26 protein-coding genes are annotated in these 23,360 nt (G+C 64.3%); 19 read left to right on the forward strand and 7 right to left on the reverse strand.

The window, feature by feature from the left end; translation table 11 throughout:
- Window positions 1–2: 2 nt before the first annotated feature.
- The 15 genes from IY145_RS03760 (at window position 3) to IY145_RS03830 (ending at window position 15,276) form a co-directional block, all read left to right on the forward strand.
- The gene (locus tag IY145_RS03760; protein WP_196406974.1) at window positions 3–779 is read left to right on the forward strand and encodes a lytic transglycosylase domain-containing protein; all 777 of its coding nucleotides are present in this window, start codon (window positions 3–5) and stop codon (window positions 777–779) included.
- 370 nt (window positions 780–1,149) lie between these two features.
- On the forward strand, window positions 1,150–2,907 hold the full coding sequence (locus tag IY145_RS03765; RefSeq protein WP_196406975.1) for a DUF3363 domain-containing protein: 1,758 nt from the start codon (window positions 1,150–1,152) through the stop codon (window positions 2,905–2,907).
- A 145-nt stretch (window positions 2,908–3,052) separates the two neighbouring features.
- Complete coding sequence (locus IY145_RS03770; protein WP_196406976.1) at window positions 3,053–5,032, forward strand: conjugal transfer protein TraG; 1,980 nt, start codon at window positions 3,053–3,055, stop codon at window positions 5,030–5,032.
- A 9-nt stretch (window positions 5,033–5,041) separates the two neighbouring features.
- Window positions 5,042–5,485: a ribbon-helix-helix domain-containing protein gene (locus tag IY145_RS03775; RefSeq protein WP_196406977.1), complete on the forward strand. Its 444-nt coding sequence runs from the start codon at window positions 5,042–5,044 to the stop codon at window positions 5,483–5,485.
- Window positions 5,486–5,622: 137 nt separating this feature from the next.
- Window positions 5,623–6,609, forward strand: a complete 987-nt coding sequence (gene trbB / locus IY145_RS03780; RefSeq protein ID WP_196406978.1) for a P-type conjugative transfer ATPase TrbB — start codon at window positions 5,623–5,625, stop codon at window positions 6,607–6,609.
- Window positions 6,606–6,944, forward strand: a complete 339-nt coding sequence (locus IY145_RS03785) for a TrbC/VirB2 family protein (protein ID WP_196406979.1) — start codon at window positions 6,606–6,608, stop codon at window positions 6,942–6,944. The genes trbB and IY145_RS03785 overlap by 4 nt, the downstream gene beginning before the upstream one ends.
- Window positions 6,944–7,222, forward strand: coding sequence for a VirB3 family type IV secretion system protein (locus IY145_RS03790; RefSeq protein ID WP_196406980.1), 279 nt, complete (start codon window positions 6,944–6,946; stop codon window positions 7,220–7,222). Before IY145_RS03785 ends, IY145_RS03790 begins: the two co-directional genes overlap by 1 nt.
- Before the next feature lie 7 nt (window positions 7,223–7,229).
- Window positions 7,230–9,665, forward strand: coding sequence for a conjugal transfer protein TrbE (gene trbE, locus IY145_RS03795; RefSeq protein ID WP_196406981.1), 2,436 nt, complete (start codon window positions 7,230–7,232; stop codon window positions 9,663–9,665).
- Window positions 9,665–10,408 carry a P-type conjugative transfer protein TrbJ gene (gene trbJ, locus IY145_RS03800; RefSeq protein WP_196406982.1) on the forward strand — a complete coding sequence of 248 codons (744 nt, stop codon included), beginning with the start codon at window positions 9,665–9,667 and terminating at the stop codon, window positions 10,406–10,408. Before trbE ends, trbJ begins: the two co-directional genes overlap by 1 nt.
- Before the next feature lie 9 nt (window positions 10,409–10,417).
- Window positions 10,418–10,732, forward strand: coding sequence for a putative entry exclusion protein TrbK-alt (gene trbK-alt, locus IY145_RS03805; RefSeq protein WP_108915863.1), 315 nt, complete (start codon window positions 10,418–10,420; stop codon window positions 10,730–10,732).
- Window positions 10,729–12,066 carry a P-type conjugative transfer protein TrbL gene (trbL, locus tag IY145_RS03810; RefSeq protein WP_196406983.1) on the forward strand — a complete coding sequence of 446 codons (1,338 nt, stop codon included), beginning with the start codon at window positions 10,729–10,731 and terminating at the stop codon, window positions 12,064–12,066. The genes trbK-alt and trbL overlap by 4 nt, the downstream gene beginning before the upstream one ends.
- A gap of 3 nt (window positions 12,067–12,069) precedes the next feature.
- Window positions 12,070–12,753: a conjugal transfer protein TrbF gene (gene trbF, locus IY145_RS03815; RefSeq protein WP_196406984.1), complete on the forward strand. Its 684-nt coding sequence runs from the start codon at window positions 12,070–12,072 to the stop codon at window positions 12,751–12,753.
- Complete coding sequence (gene trbG, locus IY145_RS03820) at window positions 12,750–13,820, forward strand: P-type conjugative transfer protein TrbG (RefSeq protein WP_196406985.1); 1,071 nt, start codon at window positions 12,750–12,752, stop codon at window positions 13,818–13,820. Before trbF ends, trbG begins: the two co-directional genes overlap by 4 nt.
- Entirely contained in the window at window positions 13,817–15,022 is a 1,206-nt protein-coding gene (locus IY145_RS03825; RefSeq protein ID WP_196406986.1) for a TrbI/VirB10 family protein, read from the forward strand. Before trbG ends, IY145_RS03825 begins: the two co-directional genes overlap by 4 nt.
- Window positions 15,019–15,276: a DUF2274 domain-containing protein gene (locus IY145_RS03830; RefSeq protein ID WP_036289647.1), complete on the forward strand. Its 258-nt coding sequence runs from the start codon at window positions 15,019–15,021 to the stop codon at window positions 15,274–15,276. Before IY145_RS03825 ends, IY145_RS03830 begins: the two co-directional genes overlap by 4 nt.
- Here the strand turns inward: IY145_RS03830 and IY145_RS03835 are convergent.
- A complete protein-coding gene (locus IY145_RS03835) occupies window positions 15,240–16,157 on the reverse strand; it encodes a LysR family transcriptional regulator (RefSeq protein WP_196406987.1) in 918 nt (305 codons plus the stop codon). The genes IY145_RS03830 and IY145_RS03835 overlap by 37 nt on opposite strands.
- 379 nt (window positions 16,158–16,536) lie before the next feature.
- Here IY145_RS03835 and IY145_RS03840 point away from each other — a divergent pair, with 379 nt between their 5' ends.
- Window positions 16,537–17,160 carry a hypothetical protein gene (locus IY145_RS03840; protein WP_196406988.1) on the forward strand — a complete coding sequence of 208 codons (624 nt, stop codon included), beginning with the start codon at window positions 16,537–16,539 and terminating at the stop codon, window positions 17,158–17,160.
- A gap of 29 nt (window positions 17,161–17,189) precedes the next feature.
- Here IY145_RS03840 and IY145_RS03845 read toward each other — a convergent pair whose 3' ends face one another.
- The gene (locus IY145_RS03845) at window positions 17,190–17,540 is read right to left on the reverse strand and encodes a helix-turn-helix transcriptional regulator (RefSeq protein WP_196406989.1); all 351 of its coding nucleotides are present in this window, start codon (window positions 17,538–17,540) and stop codon (window positions 17,190–17,192) included.
- Between the two features lie 130 nt (window positions 17,541–17,670).
- Between IY145_RS03845 and IY145_RS03850 the strand changes: the two genes are divergently transcribed.
- On the forward strand, window positions 17,671–17,970 hold the full coding sequence (locus IY145_RS03850) for a hypothetical protein (protein ID WP_196406990.1): 300 nt from the start codon (window positions 17,671–17,673) through the stop codon (window positions 17,968–17,970).
- Between the two features lie 721 nt (window positions 17,971–18,691).
- Here IY145_RS03850 and IY145_RS03855 read toward each other — a convergent pair.
- Both IY145_RS03855 and IY145_RS03860 read right to left on the reverse strand, forming a co-directional pair.
- A complete protein-coding gene (locus IY145_RS03855; protein WP_196406991.1) occupies window positions 18,692–19,219 on the reverse strand; it encodes an RNA polymerase sigma factor in 528 nt (175 codons plus the stop codon).
- A gap of 13 nt (window positions 19,220–19,232) precedes the next feature.
- Entirely contained in the window at window positions 19,233–19,436 is a 204-nt protein-coding gene (locus tag IY145_RS03860) for a DUF2892 domain-containing protein (RefSeq protein ID WP_196406992.1), read from the reverse strand.
- Window positions 19,437–19,911: 475 nt separating this feature from the next.
- Between IY145_RS03860 and IY145_RS03865 the strand changes: the two genes are divergently transcribed.
- On the forward strand, window positions 19,912–20,178 hold the full coding sequence (locus IY145_RS03865) for a hypothetical protein (RefSeq protein WP_196406993.1): 267 nt from the start codon (window positions 19,912–19,914) through the stop codon (window positions 20,176–20,178).
- A 109-nt stretch (window positions 20,179–20,287) separates the two neighbouring features.
- Here the strand turns inward: IY145_RS03865 and IY145_RS03870 are convergent, their stop codons facing one another.
- The 3 genes from IY145_RS03870 to IY145_RS03880 all read right to left on the reverse strand — a co-directional run bounded on the left by IY145_RS03870 (window position 20,288) and on the right by IY145_RS03880 (window position 22,778).
- Window positions 20,288–21,343 carry an acyltransferase family protein gene (locus tag IY145_RS03870; protein WP_196406994.1) on the reverse strand — a complete coding sequence of 352 codons (1,056 nt, stop codon included), beginning with the start codon at window positions 21,341–21,343 and terminating at the stop codon, window positions 20,288–20,290.
- Between the two features lie 176 nt (window positions 21,344–21,519).
- Window positions 21,520–22,161: an NrsF family protein gene (locus tag IY145_RS03875; protein WP_246721762.1), complete on the reverse strand. Its 642-nt coding sequence runs from the start codon at window positions 22,159–22,161 to the stop codon at window positions 21,520–21,522.
- Between the two features lie 35 nt (window positions 22,162–22,196).
- Window positions 22,197–22,778, reverse strand: a complete 582-nt coding sequence (locus tag IY145_RS03880) for an RNA polymerase sigma factor (RefSeq protein WP_312030553.1) — start codon at window positions 22,776–22,778, stop codon at window positions 22,197–22,199.
- 303 nt (window positions 22,779–23,081) lie between these two features.
- On the opposite strand from IY145_RS03880, the gene IY145_RS03885 reads away from it, so the two are divergent.
- Window positions 23,082–23,360 (forward strand): DUF2282 domain-containing protein, encoded by a 279-nt coding sequence (locus IY145_RS03885; RefSeq protein ID WP_196406997.1) that lies wholly within the window; start codon window positions 23,082–23,084, stop codon window positions 23,358–23,360.

The raw sequence follows: 23,360 nt of genomic DNA on the forward strand, positions 1-23,360 counted from the left end.
ACATGCGTCCCGCACTCTCGCTCATGAGCAAATCGGACCGCCTGAACCGGGCCTGCACGCGTGCGCGATTCACGCTCCTTCTTCTTTTCGGCCTCGCCCCGGTCTGCACACTGGGCGGAGTCCTGCCCGCAAAGGCAGCGCCGATCGAGCGCTCGACCGATGGCGATCCCTATGCTCTCCATGTCATAGAGGCTGCGCGGCGCTTCGGCATTCCCGTGGCATGGATTCGGGCCGTGATGCAGATCGAAAGCCGCGCCCACCGAGATGCCGTCTCGCCCAAAGGCGCAATGGGCCTCATGCAGATCATGCCCGACACCTGGTCGGAGCTGCGCGCCCGTTACGCTCTTGCCGGCGATCCTTTCGACCCGCGCGACAACATCGTCGCCGGCGCGGCCTATCTCCGCGAGCTGCACGATCGCTACGGCTCGCCGGGCTTCCTCGCGGCCTATAATGCGGGACCGCGCCGCTACGAGGACTATCTCGACGGACGCCGTTCATTGCTATCCGAGACCGTCGCCTATGTCGCAGCGCTCGCCCCTCTCATCGAGGGAAATGACGGCGCTCGACCCGCCATTCGCTCCGTCTCTGGTCTGTCGTTCTGGATAAGGGCGCCGCTGTTCGTCGGACGGCCCGACGGCGCACGCACCGCCAATCATCCAGCGCCAATTCGGACAGCGACCGACAGGGGGACTGTCGCCGCCATGCGCGATATGTCCGCCATCGCGCCTCGCTCCGACGGACTGTTCGTCACGCTCTCGTCGACAGAGCACGCACAATGAACCAGCATCGCTATTGCAGTCGGACTGCCGACATTTGCGCACTGAGGGACTTCTTTGCCGCCATTTGCCCGACGCGGAACGCGTGCAGGCGCATTGCGAGCGCGGATTTTGACCACTTCGCCATCCAGCGTTTCCGAGCGCGATGTGGCGAAGAGAGAACGGCGGAAAGCAATTCAGCGCAGAACACGACCGCACGAAGGCGAGATAAAAGCGCCTGCCACGCCGGCAGACAAGTCGCTGTCGCGACTCGTCTTTCGTCTGGCAGGCCGCTCGGTCGTTGGCAGGTTTCGGCGAGTTCTCGTGGAATTACAAAGCCTCGACTTGCACACTACGTTCTAACGGCTGTCGTTCGCCTCGGCGAGGCGGTCCGATGAGCCGGAAGGAGAGCGACTTCCGCGTCCGTCCGGGACGGGTCCGCACGACACGCGCGCCGAAGCCGAAGAGCTTCGTCGCTGAGGTTCTGAAGGCCGCGCGAAAGGCCGGACCTGCGACGCCGCATAGCGGCGCGCGATCCGCTGCCGCCGGCGGCTCCGGCTTCGGGCGCGGGCGCGCCGCCTTCGGCCGCGCCCGCCTCTTCGATCCGGGTCGACGCGTCGTCGTCAAGGCGCGCGTCGTCCGCCACAAGGGCCGCAGCTTTCGATCGGCGCCGCTGTCGGCGCATTTTGCCTATCTGAAGCGCGAGGGCGTCAGCCGCGATGGAGAGAAAGGCGTGATGTTCGACGCGGCCAGCGACCGTGCCGACGATCGCGCCTTCGCCGAGCGATGCGAGGACGACCGGCATCACTTCCGCTTCATCGTCTCGCCCGAGGACGCCGGCGAGATGACCGATCTCAAAGCCTTCACCCGCGACCTCGCCGGGCGGATGGAGGCCGATCTCGGAACGAAGCTCGACTGGGTCGCCGTCGATCATTGGAACACCGACAACCCGCATATCCATCTGCTGGTGCGCGGCGTCGACGAGACCGGCGCCGATCTCGTCATCGCCCGCGATTACATCAGCCGCGGCCTGCGCTCGCGCGCGGAAGACCTCGTCGCCATCGAGCTCGGACCGCGCCCCGAACATGCGATCCGCTCGGCGCTCGAGCGCGAGGTCGACGCCGATCGCTGGACACGGCTCGACGCCGCCATCCGCGTCGCCGCCGACGAGACGGGTCTGGTCGACCTGCGCCCGGCGAGTCCTGGCCCAGACGATCCCGAATTGCGCCGCCTGATGGTCGGCCGCGCTCAGAAGCTCGAGCGAATGGGACTCGCCGCTTCCGCTGGTCCTGGCCGATGGATGATCGGCCTCGAGGCGGAACGCGCGCTACGCGATCTCGGAATGCGCGGCGACATCATCAAGACCATGCACCGCGCCTTCACCGAGCGCGGCCAGGACCGCGGCGTCGGCGATTATGCCATCGATGCGGCGCCTTCGGCGTCGCCGATCGTCGGTCGGCTGGTCGACAAGGGACTCCACGACGAGCTGAACGGAGAAGCCTACGCCATAATCGACGGGACCGACGGCCGCGTCCATCATGTCCGCTTGCGCGGCGTCGAGGCGTTCGAAGATGCCCCGCCGATCGGCGGCCTCGTCGAGGTGCGGCGCTTCGGCGGCGCCGACGATCCGCAGCCGACGCTCATCCTGGCGACACGCTCGGATTTCGATCTCGACCGCCAGATCGGCGCGTCGGGGGCGACATGGCTTGATCACCGTCTCGTCGAGCGCACGCCGACGCCGTTGGCGATGGGCGGATTCGGCGGCGAGGTCCGCGAGGCCATGAAGACGCGCGCCGAGCATCTCATCGCAGAAGGGCTGGCTCAGCGCCGAGGCGGGCAGATCATTTTCCAGCGCGACCTGCTCGCGACGCTGCGCGGCGGCGAGTTGAATGACGCAGCCGCGAAGCTCTCGGCCGTGACCGGCCTTGCGCACAACCAGGCCGCGGCCGGCAATCAAATCTCTGGCGTCTATCGCCAGCGCCTCATGCTCGCTTCCGGGCGCTTCGCCATGATCGACGACGGTCTCGGCTTCCAGCTCGTGCCCTGGTCGCCGGCGCTCGAAAAGAAGCTCGGCCAGCATGTCGCCGGGACAGCGCGAGACGACGGCGGCATCGAATGGAGCATCGGCAGAAAACGAGGATTGGGCCTATGATGATCGGTGAATCTCGATCGCCGGTTCACGCGCCAGTATTTTTTCGTCTCGGTTCGCCACGCTACGATCGCGACGCGAACACGCTTGAATGCGTTCGGACCGCGTCTTTGTCTCGACGTCTCGCTCTATTCGAATGGAGGCGTCCTTGTCCGCTACCAGGATTCTCTGGGGCCAGATCCTCGTCATATCGCTCATCGTGCTGACGACGATATGGGCGGCGACCGAATGGACCGCCTGGCGCCTCGGCTTCCAGCCGCAGCTCGGACATCCCTGGTTCGCGCTCGCCCATTTCCCCTTCTATCCGCCGCCCGCCTTCTTCTGGTGGTGGTACGCATTCGACGCCTACGCGCCGGCGATCTTCGTCGAAGGCGGCTATATCGCGGCCTCCGCCGGACCGCTGTCCATCGCGACGGCGATCGCCATGTCGATCTGGCGCGCGCGCGAGGCCGACGACGCCGAGACCTATGGGTCCGCCCGCTGGGCGCGGCTCGACGAGTTGAAGGCCGCCGGCCTGCTCGGCCCCGACGGCGTCGTGCTCGGCCGGCAGGAGACCTCATATCTGCGGCACGACGGACCGGAGCATGTCCTCTGCTTCGCCCCAACGCGCTCCGGCAAAGGCGTAGGGCTGGTGGTGCCGACTCTGCTCACCTGGCCGGGCTCGGCCATCGTCCACGACATCAAGGGCGAGAACTGGCAGCTCACCGCCGGATTTCGCGCGCGGCACGGCCGTGCCCTGCTGTTCGATCCGACCAACGGCGACTCCGCCGCCTATAACCCGCTGCTCGAAGTGCGCAGGGGCGAGTGGGAAGTCCGCGACGTGCAGAACGTCGCCGACGTGCTGGTCGATCCGGAAGGATCGCTCGAGCGCCGGAACCATTGGGAGAAGACCAGCCACTCGCTGCTGGTCGGCGCCATCCTCCACGTCCTCTACGCCGAAGCGGACAAGACGCTCGCCGGCGTCGCCGCTTTCCTCTCCGACCCGAACCGGCCGATCGAAACGACGCTACTGGCGATGATGACCACGCGCCATCTCGGCGGTGCCGGCCCGCACCCCGTCGTCGCCTCGGCGGCGCGCGAGCTTCTCAACAAATCCGACAATGAGCGTTCGGGCGTCCTCAGCACCGCCATGTCGTTCCTGGGCCTCTATCGCGATCCCGTCGTGGCGAGAGTGACCCGCCAATGCGACTGGCGGATCGCCGATCTCGTGTCCGGCGCGCGTCCGGCCACGCTCTACCTCGTGGTGCCGCCCTCCGACATCAGCCGCACCAAGCCGCTGATCCGACTCTTGCTCAATCAGATTGGTCGACGCCTGACCGAGGAATTGCGCCCGACGGGCCGCCGTCACCGCATGCTGCTGATGCTCGACGAATTCCCGGCGCTCGGACGACTCGACTTTTTCGAGAGCGCGCTGGCCTTCATGGCGGGCTATGGCATCAAGAGCTTTCTGATCGCGCAATCGCTGAACCAAATCGAGAAGGCCTATGGGGCGAACAACTCCATCCTCGACAATTGCCATGTGCGCGTGTCTTTCGCGACCAATGACGAGCGCACTGCGAAGCGGGTGAGCGACGCGCTCGGCGCCGCCACCGAGATGAAGGCGATGAAGAACTATGCCGGCCATCGGCTTTCGCCCTGGCTCGGCCACCTGATGGTATCGCGCTCCGAGACGGCGCGCCCGCTTCTCACCCCCGGCGAGATCATGCAGCTTCCGCCATCAGACGAGATCGTGATGATGTCGGGCCTGCATCCGATCCGCGCGAAGAAGGCGCGCTATTATGAGGACAGCCGCTTCGCCGAGCGGATTCTGCCGCCTCCGGATGACGCGGCTCACACGCCCCGGCTGGATGACTGGTCCGCCCTCCCAGTCCAGCGCCCGGCAACCGACCTCCTCGCGCGGTCGACGGCCGAGGACGAGGCCAATGGCGGGTTGAGACGCGAGCCGGAGCTGCCCGACCACGTCGCGATCGTGAAGGAGACGACGCCGTCGCGTCGGGGCAGAAGCGAATTCGCCATCGTGGACGATACGCCAGAGCAGGCCGCGCGCCAGCAGGAAATCATCCGGCAGCGCATGGGCGGCCTCGCCCGCCAGGGCGCGATGGATCCGGCTGACGGCCTCAAGCTGTAGGAGGCGATGATGCGCGACCGCCTCAATGTCTCGCTTCCCGTCGAGATGATCGCGAGGATCAACGAGCTCGCTGCGCAGAAACGTCTGACACGCTCCGCCATTGTAGAGGCTGCCGTCGCGTCCTTCTTATCGCCAGACGGCGCAGATCGCATGGAGGCCGCCTTCACGCGCCGCCTCGACCGGCTGACCCGTCAGGTTCAACGGCTAGAGCGCAACAGCGGCCTCACGACCGAAGCGCTCGCGCTATTCGTCCGCTTCTGGCTGACCGTCACGCCGCCCTTGCCGCCAGAGGCGCAAGCGGCCGCCCAGGTGAAAGGGCGCGAACGCTACGAAGGCTTCATCGAGGCGCTGGGGCGGCGACTCAATCAGGGGCGGACACTGCTCGACGAGATCCCAAAAGACATGCTCCGCACCGAACGAGCCGACGAGAACGCCACCGACTCGCGCGAATAGGAAGCAAGTATTTTTTCGCTGGGCTACGACGGGCTGCTACGATGACCAAAGCCTTGTTGATTACACCGGTTCCTTGCCTTTTCTAATCATCCCCGCAGCCGTTCGCCCTCCCGCGATCGACTGAAGCGGGGGCGGATTTGACGGCTTCTCTTCTCCATTCACAGGCTCACGCGCGCGGCGCGCGCATGCTGCGCACGGCCCTCGGACCGGCCGTCGCGAGCTTTCTCGAAGACCCAACCGTCGTCGAGGTCATGCTCAATCCCGACGGAAGGCTCTGGATCGACAGATTATCGAGCGGCCTCGAGGATAGCGGCTGCAGAATGTCGGCGGCCGATGGCGAGCGCATCGTGCGGCTCGTCGCGCATCATGTCGGCGCCGAGGTTCATCCGGGCTCGCCGCGCGTCTCTGCGGAGCTGCCCGAGATGGGGGAGAGGTTCGAAGGACTTCTTCCTCCCGTCGTGGTGGCGCCCGCCTTCGCGATACGCAAGCCGGCGGTCGCTGTCTTCACACTCGACGACTATTCCATCGCCGGCTTCATGACGTTCGGCCAAGCTGACACTCTGCGAAAAGCCGTTGCGGACCGCGAGAATATCCTGGTCGCAGGCGGCACGTCGACAGGCAAGACAACGCTCGCCAATGCGCTGCTCGCCGAGATCGCGCATACGGCCGATCGTGTCGTGCTGATCGAGGATACGCGCGAGCTGCAATGCCGCGCGCCAAACCTCGTCGCTCTTCGCACCAAGGATCGCGTGGTCTCCCTTTCCGATCTCGTGCGCTCGTCGCTGAGGCTGCGCCCTGACCGCATTCCGATCGGCGAGGTCCGCGGCGCCGAAGCCCTCGACCTGCTGAAGGCCTGGGGAACCGGACATCCCGGCGGCATTGCCACGATTCACGCCGGTACGGCGCTCGGGGCGCTGCGCCGGCTCGAGCAGCTCATTCAGGAAGCCGTGATCACCGTGCCGCGCGCGCTGATCGCCGAGACCATCGATGTCATCGCCGTTGTGCAGGGCCGCGGCGGCGAGCGGCGCCTCGCAGAGCTCGCGGCGGTCGACGGCCTCGATCCATCCACCGGAGATTACCGAGTCCACTCGATCGCTGCAGATGTCGCAGGAGACCAATCATGATACCCCTCGCTCCGAATAGCCCATTTGGCCGACGCTTCATCATTCTCGCCGCCATCGTCGCCTACGCGGTGATCTTTTCTTCTTCGGCGCGAGCCTCCGGCTCGTCGATGCCGTGGGAAACGCCGCTCAATCAAATTCTCGAATCCATCCAGGGCCCGGTCGCCAAGATCATCTCCGTCATCATCATCACGGTGACGGGACTGACACTCGCCTTTGGCGACACATCGGGCGGCTTTCGGCGCCTGATCCAGATCGTCTTCGGCCTGTCGATCGCCTTCGCCGCCAGCTCCTTCTTCCTCTCCTTCTTCTCCTTCTCCGGCGGAGCGCTGATCTGATGAGCGGGTTCAACAGCGCCGAGAATGTGCCCGGCTTCTTCGTCCCTGTACATCGGGCGCTGACCGATCCGATCCTGCTCGGCGGCGCGCCGCGGGCGGTCGCGATCGCCAATGGCACGCTCGCCGCAGCGATCGCGCTCGGTCTTCGCCTCTGGCTTCCCGGCGCGCTGTTCTGGGCTGTCAGCCACAGCGCCGCGGTCTGGGCGGCGAAGCGCGATCCGCAATTCGTCGAGGTCGTGCGCCGTCATCTTCGATATCCGGCCTATTTCGGCGTGTGAGGCCGCCATGCTGAACCTCGCCGAATATCGTGGCCGCCCGAGCAGCCTCGCCGATTTCCTGCCCTGGGCCGCCCTCGTCGCCGAAGGCGTCGTCCTCAACAAGGACGGCTCGTTTCAGCGCACGGCGCGCTTCCGCGGACCCGATCTCGACAGCGCGACGCCGGCCGAGCTCGTCGGCGTGACGGCCCGCCTCAACAATGCGCTGCGCCGTCTCGGCTCCGGCTGGGCCATTTTCGTCGAAGCCGATCGGGCGCCGGCGCAGCATTATCCGCACGACCGCTTTCCCGACGCGGCCTCCGCGCTCGTCGATCTCGAACGACAGAACGCCTTCGAGGAGGCGGGCGCGCATTTCGAGAGTCGGTATTTCCTGACGCTCCTCTGGCTGCCGCCGGAGGAGGACGCGTCGCGCGCAGAGAATTGGCTCTATGAAGGCCTCGCGCAAGACGGCGTCGATCCATGGGAGCTGCTGCGCGGCTTCATCGATCGCACCGATCGCGTGCTGCAATTGGTCGAGAGCTTCATGCCCGAGGCGGAATGGCTCGACGACGGCGAGACGCTCACCTTCCTGCATTCGGCGATCTCGACGCGCCGGCAGCGCGTCCGCGTCCCGGAAACGCCTATGCACCTCGACGCTTTGCTCGCCGACGAGCCGCTCGCCGGCGGCCTGGAGCCACGGCTGGGAAGCGAGCATCTGCGCATTCTGACCATCGTCGGCTTTCCGGGCGTGACCCACCCCGGCATTCTCGACGAGCTCGATCGTCTCGCCTTTCCTTATCGCTGGTCGACGCGCGCTATCTTGCTCGACAAGACGGAAGCCGTTCGGCTGCTGACGAAGATCAGGCGGCAGTGGTTCGCCAAGCGCAAATCCGTCGCCGCCATCATCAAGGAAGTGATGACCAACGAAGCGTCGACCCTCGTCGACTCCGATGCGGCGAACAAGGCCGCCGACGCCGACGTCGCGCTGCAGGAGCTCGGCGCGGATGACGTCGGCGAGGCCTATGTCACCGCCACTGTCGCCGTCTGTGACGAAGACCCTGCCATTGCGACGGAACGGCTCCGCCTCGTCGAGAAGGCGATCCAGGGCCGCGACTTCACCTGCATAGTCGAAGGCGTGAATGCGGTCGAAGCCTGGCTCGGCTCTCTTCCAGGTCACGCCTACGCCAATGTCCGCCAGCCGCCGATCTCGACGCTCAATCTCGCCCATATGATTCCGCTCTCCGCCGTCTGGGCGGGAGCGGACAGAGACGAGCATCTTCGCGCCTCTCCCTTGCTCTTCGGTAAGACCGAGGGCTCGACGCCGTTCCGCTTCTCGCTCCATGTCGGCGACGTCGGCCATACGCTGATCGTCGGTCCGACCGGCGCCGGCAAATCTGTGCTGCTGTCGCTGATGGCGATGCAGTTTCGCCGATATGCGCGCGCGCAAATCTTCGCCTTCGATTTCGGCGGCTCGATCCGCGCGGCGGCGCTCGCCTGCGGCGGCGATTGGCACGATCTCGGCGGCGGCCTGTCGGCCGGCTCCGAGGACAGCGTGTCGCTCCAGCCGCTCGCCCGCATCGACGACGCGGCCGAGCGCGCCTGGGCGGCCGAATGGGTAGCCGCCATTCTCGCCAAGGAAGGCGCCGCCATCGACCCGACGGCGAAGGAGCATATCTGGTCGGCGCTCACCTCGCTCGCATCGTCACCGCCCGGTGAACGCACGCTCACCGGTCTCGCCGTCTTGTTGCAATCGACCGCCCTAAAGCAGGCGCTTCAGCCCTATTGCGTCGGTGGTCCATTCGGCCGGCTGCTCGACGCTGAAGAGGAGCGTCTCGGCTATTCCAACTTCCAGGCTTTCGAGACGGAAGGCCTCATCGGCGCAGGCGCCGCCGCGGCCGTGCTCACCTATCTTTTCCATCGCCTCGAGCAACGCCTCGACGGACGGCCCACCTTGCTCGTCATCGACGAGGGCTGGCTCGTCCTCGACGATCCCGCCTTTGCACGCCAGCTGCGCGAATGGCTGAAAACCTTGCGGAAGAAGAACGCCTCCGTCGTCTTCGCCACGCAGTCGCTCTCCGACATCGACAATAGCCCGATCTCGCCGGCGATCGTCGAGAGCTGTCCGACCCGCATCTTCCTCCCGAACGAACGGGCGATCGAGCCGCAGATCACCGCGATCTATCGCCGCTTCGGCCTCAACGATCGCCAGATCGAGATCATCGCCCGAGCGACGCCCAAGCGCGACTATTACTGCCAATCGCGGCGCGGCAATCGCCTCTTCGAACTGGGGCTCGGACCGATCGGCCTCGCTCTTTGCGCCGCCTCCTCCAAGAGCGACCACGCCGAAATCGAGCGCATCCTCGCCGAGCACGGGCCGGATGGATTCCTGCGTGGATGGCTGATCGAGCGCGGGCTCGAATGGGCAGCCGACCTCATCCCCGACCTCACCAATCTGGAGTTTTCCTGATGGCCGCTCGCTCTTTTCGCCGCGCGGGCCTGTTCTCCGCCGTGGCTCTCTCGCTTCTCATCATCGCCGATCCGACGCCTGCGCAGATCGTCGTCTACGATCCGACCAATTTCTCGCAGAACGTGCTCACCGCCGCGCGCGAGCTGCAGCAGATCAATAATCAGATCCAGAGCCTCGCCAATGAGGCGCAGATGCTGACCAATCACGCCCGCAATCTCGCGAGCCTGCCGCTCTCGACGCTGAGCCAGCTCCAGACGACGATCCAGAAGACGCAATCGCTGCTCGCCCAGGCGCAGCACATCGCCTTCGACGTTCAGCAGATCGAATCCGCCTTCGCGACGACCTATGGTTCGGCGTCGACGAGCGCCTCCAGCTCGGGACTGATCGCCACGGCGCAGACGCGTTGGCGCAATTCGGTCGCCGCCTTCGAGGATTCGTTGAAGGTACAGGCCGGCGTCGTCGGCAACATCTCGAGCAACGGCTCCGCCATGTCGTCGCTGACCTCCGCCAGCCAGACGGCGACCGGCGCGCTGCAGGCGGCGCAGGCCGGGAATCAGCTGCTCGCGCTGCAATCGCAGCAGCTCTCCGATCTCGTCGCCGTGGTCGCGGCGAAGAGCCGCGCCGATGCGCTGGAACAATCGCGCATCACGGCGACCGAGGCGCAGGGACAGGAGCAGTATCGTCGCTTTTCGACGCGCTCCGGCTATCAGCCGGGCAATGTCACCATGTTCCACGGCAATTGAGGCGCGCTGATGGGACGATGGGACATATGGCGCGCCGGCGCGATCCTCATTCTGATCGCCACATTGGTCGCGACTCTCTCCGCGATCGATTTCGATGCGCCTGCGCCAGTCGTCCGTGACGCCGGCGCGTCCTACGGCATCGTTCCCGACGATCTTTCCGCCGAGCTGCGCCGCTGCGGCGCGCTCGCGCTCCAGAATGCCGAAGACCAGCGCTGTGAGGCGGTCTGGACGAAGAACCGCCGCCGCTTCTTCGGCAGGCCGGCGCGGCCGACGCCTCCCACGGCCGCGCCGGCCGCTGCTACATCGAAAGGCGCCGCGCCATGAATATCGGCGTCATCGACACCTTTCTGAACACCTTCACGACCTATATCGATTCCGGCTTCGGCTTGCTGAAGGGCGACGTCGCCTATCTCTCCTCCACGCTGATCGCGATCGACATCACGCTCGCCGGCCTGTTCTGGGCCTGGGGCGCCGACGAGGATGTGATCCAGAGGCTCGTCAGGAAGACGCTCTACATCGGCTTCTTCGCCTTCCTCATTACCAATTTCAACAAGCTCTCGGGAATCGTCTTCAATAGCTTCGCCGGCGTCGGCCTCAAGGCCGGCGGCTCTTCGGTGTCGACCACTGAGTTCCTGCGGCCGGGCCGTCTCGCTCAGGTCGGCCTCGACGCCGGTCAGCCGCTGCTCGACGCGGCGAGCCAGATGATGGGCTTTGCGTCCTTCTTCGCCAATTTCGTTCAGATCGCCGTGCTGATGATTTCCTGGCTGCTGATCATCATCGCCTTCTTCATCCTTTCCGTGCAGCTCTTCGTCACGCTGATCGAGTTCAAGCTGACGACGCTCGCCGGCTTCGTGCTCATTCCTTTCGCGCTCTTCAACAAGACCGCCTTTCTCGCCGAGAAGGTGCTCGGCAACATCGTCGCCTCGGGCGTGAAAGTGATGACGCTCGCCGTCATCGTCGGAATCGGCTCGGGACTCTTCTCGCAATTCACGACAAGCTATGGCGGCGAGCAGCCGACGATCGAGCAGACGCTCTCGGTCGTGCTCGCCGCGCTCGCCATGCTCGGACTCGGCATATTCGGTCCCGGCATTGCCACCGGCCTCGTCTCCGGCGCGCCGCAGCTCGGCGCCGGCGCGGCGGTCGGAACCGGCGTCGCCGTCGCGGGCGCCGGTATGGTCGGAGGCGCAGCGCTCGGCCTCGCCGGAAGGGGAGCGACGGCCGCCGCCTCGGGCGCCGCCGCCACCGCGCGCGGCGGGGCGAGGCTCGCCGGCGGGGCCGCTTCCGCCTATGCGCTCGGTTCGGCCGCCGAGTCCGGGCCTTCGGCTGTCGCCGCCGGACTTGCCGGCGTCGGCCGAGCGGCGGGCGCCGTCGCAACGGCTCCGTTCCGCCGCGCGGCCGCACGCGCGGCGAACTCCTTGGCCGAGAACTATTCCGCCGGCGCGCGCGCCGCCTTCGCAGCGACTGGCGGTTCGGCAACGACAGGCGCGGTCGGCGACGGCGCAACCAGCGCTCCGCCAGCGAATGCGCCGCCCGCCTGGGCGCAGCGCATGAAACGAAATCAGCTCGCGAGCCACGGCGCGTCGACCGCCGCGCATGTCATTCAGTCCGGCGACAGCCACGGCGGCGGCCATTCCGTCGATCTCTCACAACAGGAATAGACCATGTTCCGACGCGCCTCGGTGCGCTATGGCCGCACGCCCGAACCGGAGACGCCCTATCAGAGAGCCGCGCAAGTCTGGGACGAGCGCATCGGCTCCGCGCGGGTCCAGGCGAAGAACTGGCGGCTGATGGCTTTCGGCTCGCTGCTCTTGTCCTGCGGCCTCGCGGCCGGTCTCGTCTGGCAGTCGACGCATGGGACCGTCGTCCCCTGGGTCGTTCAAATCGATCGGCTCGGCGAGGCGCACGCCGTCGCGCCGGCGACGGCCGATTACACGCCGTCCGATCCGCAGATCGCCTGGTATCTCGCCCGCTTCATCAAGGATGTGCGCGCCGCGCCCGCCGACCCGGTCGTCGTCCGGCAGAGTTGGCTGCAGGCCTACGACTTCACGACGACGGCGGGAGCCGCCGCGCTCAACGACTATGCGCGCGCCAACGATCCCTTCGCCAGGCTCGGCAAGCAGCAGATCGCCGTCGACGTCTCCAGCGTCATTCGCGCCTCGGCCGACTCGTTCCGCGTCGCCTGGATCGAGCGCCGCTATCAGGACGGCGCGCTCGCCGACACCACGCGATGGACGGCGATCCTCACCATCGTCATCCAGTCGCCGACCGACGCCGATCGCCTCCGCAAGAATCCTCTCGGCGTCTACGTCAACGCCATCAACTGGTCGAAGGAGCTCGGACAATGACCCGGCCGAATTTCCTGAAAGCCGGCGATCCGGCTTCGCACATCGCCGCGAACATGCGGTTCCGGATAGGCGGAAACGCATCTCTCCGTAAAGCCGGCTTGGCTACTCTGCTCATCTCCGCCGCGTCGCTCGCCGGATGCGCGAAATTCATTCCGCCCGACATCGATTACGACGACGCCGCGCCGGCGCGGCTCTCCGCCGATCCGCCGGCGCCGGTGAAAATCGTCACGCTCGCCAAGCCTCTTCCCTTGCCGGGCCAATTGAAGCCGCTTCCCGCCGGCAAGGCGCCGCCCGAGCCCGCCGATCCGGCCGTGCGCGTCAATCAGGCCAACGCCGCCGCCCGTGTGCAGCCGGCGCGCGATGGATTCATCAATGCCGTGCAGGTCTATCCCTTCTCGAGCGGCGCGCTCTATCAGGTCTATGCCGCGCCCGGGCAAATCACCGACGTCGCCTTGCAGGAGGGCGAACAACTCGTCGGCTCTGGCCCTGTTGCCGCGGGCGACACCGTCCGCTGGATCATCGGCGACACGGAGAGCGGCGCCGGCGCGACCAGAAAAATCCACATCATCGTCAAGCCGACGCGGCCCGACCTCGTCACAAATCTCGTCGTCAACACCGATCGGCGCACCTATCTGCTCGAGCTGCGATCGACCGAGAAGACCTACATGGCCTCGGTCTCCTGGCAATATCCCGAAGATCAGCTCATCGCCTTGCGCCGGCAAAACGTTACTGCGGAATCCGCGGCGCCGATCGCGACCGGCGTCGACGTCTCCACGCTGAATTTCCGCTATGCGATCCAGGGCGACAGTCCGGCGTGGCGGCCGCTACGCGCCTTCGACGATGGATCGAAGGTCTATATCGAATTCCCGACGGGGATTCGCCAGGGCGAGACGCCGCCGCTCTTCGTCATCGGTCCGGCCGGCGGATCGGAACTCGTCAATTATCGCGTGAGTCGCAACTACTACATCGTCGATCGCCTCTTCGCCGCCGCCGAGCTCCGCCTTGGAGACGCGGACAGCGAAAGGCGCGTGCGCATCGTCCGCACCGATGGAAGGCCGCGGTCATGACGCCGGACGCGAATGACGAGAGGTTCGCTGCGCCACCGATCACCCCGGACCTTCGCCTCCGAGGCGAACGCCCGCGCGTGACGCGACTGTCGCGCAAAGTGCTGATCGGCATGGCGAGCGTCGCCGCCCTCGCGATCGCCGGCGCGCTCGGCTACGCCCTGCAGCCCCGCGACAGAACCGGCGCGGCCCAGGAACTCTACAACACGCAGAATCGTCCCGCCGCCGACGGTCTCGCCAACCTGCCCAAGGACTACACGGGAGTGCCGCGCCCGGCGCCGCCGCTCGGGCCGCCTCTGCCGGGCGATCTCGGCCGGCCCATTCTGAATGCTGGCGCGGCCGGCAATACGACGATTGTCGGCGCATCGGCGTCCGATCCCGAAGCGCAGCGCCGCGCGCAGGAAGGTGAGGCCGCGCGCGTGAGCCGCCTCTTTGCTCAGACGAGTGAGCGTGAGAGGCCGATCGCGCCGATCGCTCCGACCATGATCGCCGCGGGCGACGCTGGCGCAGTCGCGACGCCATCTGTCGACGCCGGCTCCGCGCAGAACATGCAGGATCGCAAGACCGCTTTTCTGACTGCATCGACCGATCGGCGAACCGTCAGTCCCGATCGGCTCGCCAAGCCTGCATCGCCGTACGTCGTCCTGGCCGGAACGGTGATCCCCGCCGCGCTCATCACCGGCCTCCGCTCCGATCTCCCAGGACAGATCACCGCGCAGGTGACCGAAGCGGTCTACGACAGTCCGACAGGGAAATTATTGCTCATCCCGCAGGGCGCGAAATTGATCGGCCAATACGACAGTTCCGTCGCCTACGGCCAGAGGCGCGTGCTTCTCGCCTGGACACGGCTAATCATGCCCAACGGGACCTCGATCGTGCTGGAGCGGCAACCCGGCGCCGACGCGGCCGGCTACGCCGGTCTCGAGGACGAGGTCGACAATCATTGGGACATGCTTCTCAAAGGAGCCGCGCTCTCGACGCTCCTCAGTATCGGCGCCGAAGCGGGAACGACGGGCAGTGAGAGCAGCCTAATTCAAGCGATCCGTCGCGGCGGCTCCAACAGCGCCAGCCAGACCGGGCAATTGCTCGTTCAGCGCCAGCTCAATATCCAGCCCACTCTCACCATTCGCCCGGGCTTTCCTGTTCGCGTGCTCGTGACGCGGGATCTTCTATTGGCTCCATATAAGGAAGGAATGGCGCCGTGACGAAACTGAAGCTCGGTCCGCTCGCCGACGACAAGCCCGTCAAAATCACCGTCGAGATTCCTGCCTCTCTGCATCGCGATCTTGCCGCCTATGCCGACGCGCTCGGCCGAGCCAATGGGCAGACCATCGCCGATCCGCTCAAGCTGATTGTTCCGATGCTGCAGCGCTTCATCGCGACAGACCGAGCCTTCGCGAAGACACGGACGCGTCCGAAACCTCAACCCGATGTCGCGGAAACCGAAAGGTCAGGATAGCGGGCGCGCAGCAAACCGAGAAATGGTTGCAGCATCGGATTACTGTTCGTCTCTTTCCAATAGGCCGCGAACTGAAGCCGCATTTGCCCACAGTCGCCATGCAGCTCGCGATGAGTCACTCCGGGGCAGCTAAATCCGGCGGCGCCTTCGAGCAGTGGCGCGACGCCATAACCGGCGCCGACGAGGCTCAGCAGCCTGTCGAGGCTGACATCCTGATAGCTGATACGCAAAGAACCCGAGCCGCCGGCCTTCACGCTCAGCAATTGCTCGAGTTCGGAATCGACGCCGCTCCGCGTCAGCAATATCCGATTGTCGCAAAGCTCCCGCCATTGGATCGCTGGCCGACTATTGAGCGGGTGATTTTCCTGAACGGCGACGACTACCCGTTCGCCCCAGAGCGGCAGAACGCGGTCGTTCCACTTTCCGCCGCCGGAGGTCAGTATGGCGAGGTCGATCGCGCCGGCGGCGAGCTCGCCGAGCAATCCCTCCTTGGCGCCGTCGACCAGGAGAATATCCGCATCCGCGATCTGGCGGCGCAACTCCGCGAGCGTCTCCCGCAGATTGCCGGCCGAAAGCGACGAGCAGATCCCTATTCGCAATGGCCTATTTACACCATTGCGTCGCGTTTTGAATGTGAGGAAGAGGCGGTCCGCTTCATCGACGATGGGCCGCGCCGCATCCAGAAATTCACGACCGACCGGCGTGAGCTTCGTTCCACCCGTCGTGCGCTCGAACAAATCCACGCCGAGCTCACATTCGAGATCATGCAATCGACGGCTGAGGGTGGATTGACGCGTGTTCAGCGTCTCCGCCGCTTGCCGAAGGCTTCGATGCCGCGAGGCGACAAGAGCCCATTTCAGATCTCGAAGCTCCGAATTCACTTGAAAAGCCCGGTTTCACAAGCTGATTTCCAGAATCGGATATGCCGGCGACAGGGCCGCCATCGGCCGCTCTAATGCTTCCTACTTCATTGAAAATAAATGGCCTTTTAAAGGCCACTGATCGAATGGCTATCGCTTTGCAAGCTATAGGTTTTTCCTCGAACGGACCCGTTTCCTCCGTAATCGATGCGCCGTCGCGAACAGCCCGACCGCTCTGCGGCGTAAAGATATGGAGGCCCGCGTTTTCCAATATGCGTTGCTAAAATGTTCTCGCCGGCTTACCTTCTCCCGGCTGCAATTTCATCAGCAGCGGCCGAACGGGATGTTCGAGCATCCCGCCCGGCCTGACCACAACCCATGCTTTAGAGGAGCTTGGATCATGGCTGATTCTGAAGATAGCACGACTCCGCCCGCCGTTAGCTGGCGCGCCATTTTGCGAGGAACCGGCGCCTTGCCGTCCGGGAAGAGGACTGGAGGGGCGCCGTCCGACCCCGCGCTGCAGCTTTGGCGGAATTGGCAAGCCAATCACACTGAAGTCGTCGCGCTGACGCGCCAGTGGCAGCGGATCGAGAAGAAGCTCATTCACTCGGTCGGCATTCCCGAGGTCGCGATCCGCATCTCCGACGAGCCGGAGCCGAAAATCGCTCAATCGGTCGACGAGATCGAGGAGCTGGTCGCGAACGAGCCGGCGATCGAGAGAGAAGCGCTGATCGCGGCGTTCAACGAGCAGCAAAAGCGATGGGACGAGGCGGCGGCAGCGCTCGGCTTCGACGCCGTCGACGCGGAACTTCGAGCCGCTCTCGGCAAGGAGCGCGATTTTGTAGCGTCGGTCCCGAAGACGAAAGCCGCCAGCCTGCCGGGTGTCGCGGCCAAGCTCGCTATCCTCATTCAGCTCGGCGAGCCGAGCCCGACAGATGCGGAATTTCCCTGGCCGGAACTGCGCTCGGCGCTCGCAGATATTGCCCGGCTGGCGTCGCCGGAAGCGGCGATCTCGCCGATGTGATCCTCATGCTCGGGTCCATGGTCGCTCGGCTATGGACCCGGCTTCCTTCGAGCTGCCCTTTGCGCCGACCTCTCGCTTTTGCGAGCTGGCTTTGCGCCTTTCTCGGGCTGCCCCTTCGTGCCGGCGCCTTCAGCCGATGTCGCGGATGACGATTTCGCCTCCGCGCTTTCGCTCGCAGGCCTCAAAAGCTCGAGCGCCGGGATTCCGAGAGCTTCGGCGAGACGTCCGACGACATCGACCGTCGCCGAATAAACGCAGCGTTCGATCGAGCTGATATAGGTGCGGTCGAGCTCGGCTCGATGGCCGAGCTCCTCCTGCGACAGGCGTTGCGCCCGTCGATATTTCCTCAGATTGCGCGCCAGCGTCTCTCGCATTTCCATGACGAGAACCAGCCAGCTTGAAGAGTATTTATCTACGGAGTATACTCTACAAACGGTAGCCGCTGGTTCGAGGAAGGGAAGCGCCGGTGCGGCAGAGGGGGCGAGTCCGTAAACCACCGAGAGTCCGAATATGCGTGAGAAGCATTTGGGTCACGCCGTCTCTTTGGCGACGATTTTGTTGAGCACGCGCGAGCAGTTCGCTCGCGCGCTACGTGACGCCGCGATGGCGAGCATCACAGCGGGGTCGAAAGGCGCAGGTTTCGACCAGCCGATCATCTCCCGCTACTTCCTCGAATCGCACGTCGACGACGCTCTCTATCTGATCGGCAGAGACGGGCTCGACGCGCTCGAGAGCAACGTCCGCTTCGCGGTCGACGAAATGATACGAGAGGCGTTGGAAAACGTGAGAATGCGGCGGGCGGAGAATTAGTCGATCGCGTTCTGGGTAAGCCGGCTACGGCGGCTCATTGCGCTTGGGCTATCACGAGCCGACGTTTCCTGACCAGCAGCACGATTGACGTCGATCACATTTCAAGGATTTTGTTTTGGGAGCATTGTTGTGGAAAGACGAATAACTCTCTCTGACATAGACCGGCCTGGAGAGGCGCTCGAAGTCGATATCATCGCCGCCGACGAGACGTCTTTGACACTGGCGGTGCCGAACACATCCGTGCAATTTCGAGTGTACCGCCACAGCCGCGAGGCTCCCTATCGAGGATCGCTGGGTGGCCGGATCTTCTGCTTCATTCCACTCGCTGTTGATGCCAAAAGGACGGTCACGAAATTGAGAAAATAAAGGCGACCCACATGTCGGAGCACCATAGCTCCTCTGTATCACACCCACAGACCGACGGGCCGCAAACGACGGATGCGACATTGAGGCGACGGTCCATGAGATCAGAGATCAATTTCGCAGAGTCGCCCTCGGCGAACTCGAGCCAGCATCAGAATTCGGCGCCGCACCGCCGATTGCCAATCTCCAAGAATCCGAGCAGCTCGACTGATGCTCCCTCGGTCCGCGACCATGAGCGCCTGTGACGCGGCGATATAGCTACCGAGCGAATCCATCGTTCGAAATGAAGCTCCGCCACTCTGGCGCGAGCGCCATCCCAATTCTCACTTAAGGTCAATTCCAGTGTGATTGTAGCCCGTCACACCATCATATCCACGCCTGTGAGATATTCACGGACCAGCAGGCGCGCGCGTCGGAGGCGCACTTTCGCTGTAGCGACGCTGATCCCGAGCCGTTCACATATTTCGGAGATGGTCAATTCCTCGACGTCTCTCAACAGGATGATCTCCAGATAATGAGCCGGCAGCGAATCCAATGCGCAAAATAACTCTGATCGGAGCTCGCCCATTGAGCGCGCAGCGAATCTCGCCTCGAATTTTTCTTCGTCTAGCTCTTCATGCATAAAAACTTTCCGGGAGAGGCGTCGGCACTCACGGCGTACGATCGTGAATAGCCAGCTTGCAAAAGACGCCGCCGACTCCAGCGCATGAAGGCGGCGCGCCACGATCAGCAAGGCCTCCTGCACAGCGTCATCGATCTCGCTAGTCACGCAGTGCCGCACCGCATAGCGACGGGCGTCGAACCGACATTCCGACAACAGCTGCTCGAGCGCCGCGGCATCTCCGCCTTGCGCCCGAACGACGAGGTGATGCGTGCGCGCCGCCATCGACTGTCCTTCGTCAGCGCTTCAGCTTACGTCCGACCATCGCGCAGGCAGGACAAAAGCCGAAGAGGCCGGACATAGCCGCCATGGCTCCCAAGCCACCGACGCTCCATCCGGTGGGCGACGCGCCAAAAGAGATCACTGCGGCGACGAGAAGGCCGGCTCCCATTCCCAACCTGACGACACGCTCCCAGCCGGGTACATTCTTCACGTACAGCATGTTCCTCACTCCTGATCGCTTCGTCCGAGGGATAATTCCCCCGATAAGCAAGAGGTGAAAAACACCAGAATGGATTCGTCCCACGTCCATCTTTTTTTCGCGTCCATCGCGACCCTTCAGACGCGAACTACTGCATGGCTCCATCCGGTCGGCTGCTCTCGCAGACTCGAGCGCATCAAGCAGCCTCGATCGCGGCGAGAAATTGATGACTTTTGGTCCCTCGTGCCGGAGGGCCGCGCCGTTCAGCGGGCGCTTCCCCAGCTTTTTCGCGGTAAATGAATGGGCGCTACATCGCTTCTAGAAAAAATCCCATACGTCTCGGAATCGATAGAACCTCACCGGGGTGGCGACGCATAGCAGGCGAACAATCTTCTCCCTGCGTGTAACCGTACCGGCCCCGGAAGCGAAGAATGGTCTGCGGTCCAATGTGGACCCGACACGTTCGATCGACGGACGAACTATCGAGGAGATTTCGATGAAGACCAAAGTCGTGTCCGGCGCGTCTCTCGCCGCGGCGACGATCGCGCTCGTGCTGAATGGCGCCGCGCCGAGCCCCGCGCTCGCGAAGGCTGCGCGAAAGCCGGTTCATTGCGCTGGCGTCAATTCCTGCAAAGGAATGAGCGCGTGCAAGACCGCGAACAGCTCTTGCAAGGGTATGAACTCCTGCAAGGGACAGGGGTGGATTCCCGCGAAATCGGCGAAGGCCTGCGAAGCCAAGGGCGGGACGATCGCAGAGATGTAAATTGTCCAGCGCGGTCGAAGGGATACTCTGCTCGACCGCTTCGTGTTCTTTCCGGTCGAGCCGGCGGCATATGTTGCCGGCTCTTTGCCACGATGAAGAGTCGTGCGCGTCAAAGGGCGCTCTGACGACTGGATAGCTCATCCTCGCTAGCATTTGGCGCATCGAGCCGAAACGATGACGGCCTTTCGAAGAGGAAGCGAAACACTCCGCGCTTCGTCATGCGATACAGCAGCAGAGGACCAACGACGCCGACCACCGTAACGAAGAGTGAGGCGAGGCCCACGCTGTTTATAAGCTCATAGTCGACAATGACCTTGCGCGCGGCGGCCATCGGAAGGAAAAAGCCGAGATAGATTACCAGCGAGGCGCCGCCACAATATCGAAGCCAGGCCCACCGCGGGCGGTCGGAAACCAGCGTGGCGAAAATGATGACGGCCGCTGCGCCAGCGAAGCCCGCCACGAGGCTCGCGACGGGCAGTGATGCGACTGTCGAATAGCCCGCGAATGGGGAAGGGGAGAACGCCAGCGTCGCATCAGCGGCGGCCCAGGCCGCGAGCCCCAGAACCGCCTCGCGCGGGTTCTTCCTCGCCGATTCAGCGAGAGCGAAGACCTGCGGCGCGAGCAGATAGCCGGCGAGGAAATAGACGTAGCGGGCTGCGAACTCATCCGGAACGGTCCAACCGCTTTCGATGCGGCTAGTCTCGATCGACGCGGCCGCCAGCAACATCAGTGCCAACGGAACCTTGCGCAGCAGCTTAGTCGCGACGAAAAAGATCGGCAGCAGATAAATGAACCACAAAGTTCCGAAAGGCTCGACCATGGCGAGCGCCAACTGCCGGAGTGCGGCCAGCGGATCGCCTCCCGCCCATAGCCCGCTCTTGAAGAGCCATTGGATGACGAGCCACAAGACATAAAAGTAAGCGAAATGTATGAGCTTTCGATCGAGATAGGTGCGCCAGTCCCGATCGATGGTTCGCGAGAGGAAGAGGCCGGCGATGAGGAAGAAACCGGGTATGCGAAACGGCTTGGCGAACGCAACGATCCAATGCAGCAGCCCCTCGCCGCCCATGGTCTCTCCGACGCCGAGCGCGGAGTGCATCATGACGACCAGGATAACGCAAATGCCTTTTGCATTATCGACCCATGCGATTCGAGGCTCTCGCATCGACGCCGACCTCGTTTCGACTGGCGGACGCCGGAGACTGCGCACGCTTCGTCGATCAATTTCGTTGGAGCCGCGATGAAGGTTACGGAGATTCACACAAAAGCTTCCCGTGATGGTTTGGTCCGTGGCTGTGCTCGCCCCGGGCCGACCAGGAGACCGATCGATGCGCTCCGCCGTCAGCTCGGCCGCTGGACAGTGGCGACGAACTCGTCGCGCGTCGTCCAGCGAAGAAGCCGACGTCCGAACAGCGAGGCGAAGCCGCTCATCAAAAGAACTGCGCAAAAGGGCCAAAACCCTGCGGAGCCGGCCATGCTCTGCTCGATGAACACACGGTGGACCGCCGAGGACATCGACGTGGCTGCGAGTGTCGCCAGCCCAACTGTCGTCATTGGCGCGATCGGAGCGCCTCGTCGCGCCATCGACAGGATGGCGAGAGCCGAAGGGATGCTCATCGCCGCAATTGTCTGAATGGTCGAAATATTCGCAAAGGGCGGGAAACCCTGAATGTGTCGATCGCGCCAGCATCCGATGGCGAGCGCGCCGATCCATATCAGCAGAAATGGAAGGGGCGCGAAACGCTCCCAGATGGCCCGTCCCGGGCATCCGGCGCAAAAGGCGCCGGCCGCCGCCATTGCGCTCGTCAGAAACATCGCAGCGACTTCCGCGAGATACCGGGGGTCTGCGATCGTTGTGAAAAGCTCCGGCCGTCGCCCCACGAAATGGACGACCAATCCGAGATAGCAGAGAGCCGCGCCGAACCAGACGAGCGCGCGCCATCCTGGATGGGCGAGCGGCGGCGTCGGGGCGCAATCGTCCATCAGACTTCGGATGAGATCTTCACTTTTCATCGGGGTCAGCTTTTCTGCTCCAGCGCCTGCCGCATTGCCTTGATTGCTCGATGCACTCGGACTTTCAGCGAGCCGATGCTCTTTCCCGTCGCTTCGGCCGCCTCTTCGAGCGAAAGCCCGCGGATCTTGATCAACTCGATCGCCTCTCGTTGGCTTTGCGGGAGGACCGCCAGAGCTTTTCGGAGATCCTCGGCGACGTCGCTCGCCTCTTGCTCGAATTTCGTTTCATCCCCCTGAAAGGTTTCAGGCAGGACATCGACGGCGATCTCATTCGCGCCGCGAGCGTATCGCCGTCTCGCGGCGTCCGCCACACGGCGCGCGGCGATCGTCATGAGCCAAGGCGTGAAGGGACGCCGCGGATCATAAGTTTGCCTCACCGTATGGAGGGAAACCAAAATCTCCTGAACGACGTCGTCCGCGTCCTGCGCATTCCGCGATTTTCGCCGGACGAAGCGATGCAGAACGGGCAATAGGTCCGACAGCAGCTCGGCATATGCGACGCCGTCACCGTCCTGGGCCGAAGTCATGAGCGCACGCCATCGGCGCTCGTCGTCCTTCGCCGCGAATGGGTCGTGCTGACTGCTCATCGTCCGCGTGGGGAGTGGTTCGATCTGTCACGAGAGACGCGCCGCTCATTCGGCGCTCCTTTGAGGTGTGGTCCAGATTAGTGCGCTTTTCACTCGAACGGAATCGTCGAGCGATCGGAATTCGATCCGATTTTAAAAAAAGCTGCTCCAGGACGGCGACGGGCTGCGCCGCCGAGGGCCTGCGCTCGCTCGCGGATATTTTCGGGTCCACCGTAACGTTCCACAGCCCGGCTACGAAATGATCGACAGGCGGGGACGTTCGGGCAATCTCGCGACGACCGCCGCGCATGATAGGAGACGAATATGTCGGATAGGAAGATTTCCAGCGTCCTGACTGTCGCCGGCGCCTTCGCCATGGCCCTCGCCGCCGTAGAAGCCGCACAAGCAGCCGGCGATCAGGAAAAATGCTACGGAGTCGCTTTGCAGGGAAAGAATGATTGCGCGGCGGGGCCGGGCACGACCTGCGCAGGATCGTCGAAAGTCAATTATCAAGGCAACGCATGGAAATATGTTCCGACGGGGACATGCACGGGGATCGTGACTCCGAAGGGACGCGGCAGCCTCGAGCCGATCGTCGACTAA

This window comes from Methylosinus sp. H3A (genome assembly GCF_015709455.1).
Classification (GTDB): Bacteria; Pseudomonadota; Alphaproteobacteria; order Rhizobiales; family Beijerinckiaceae; genus Methylosinus.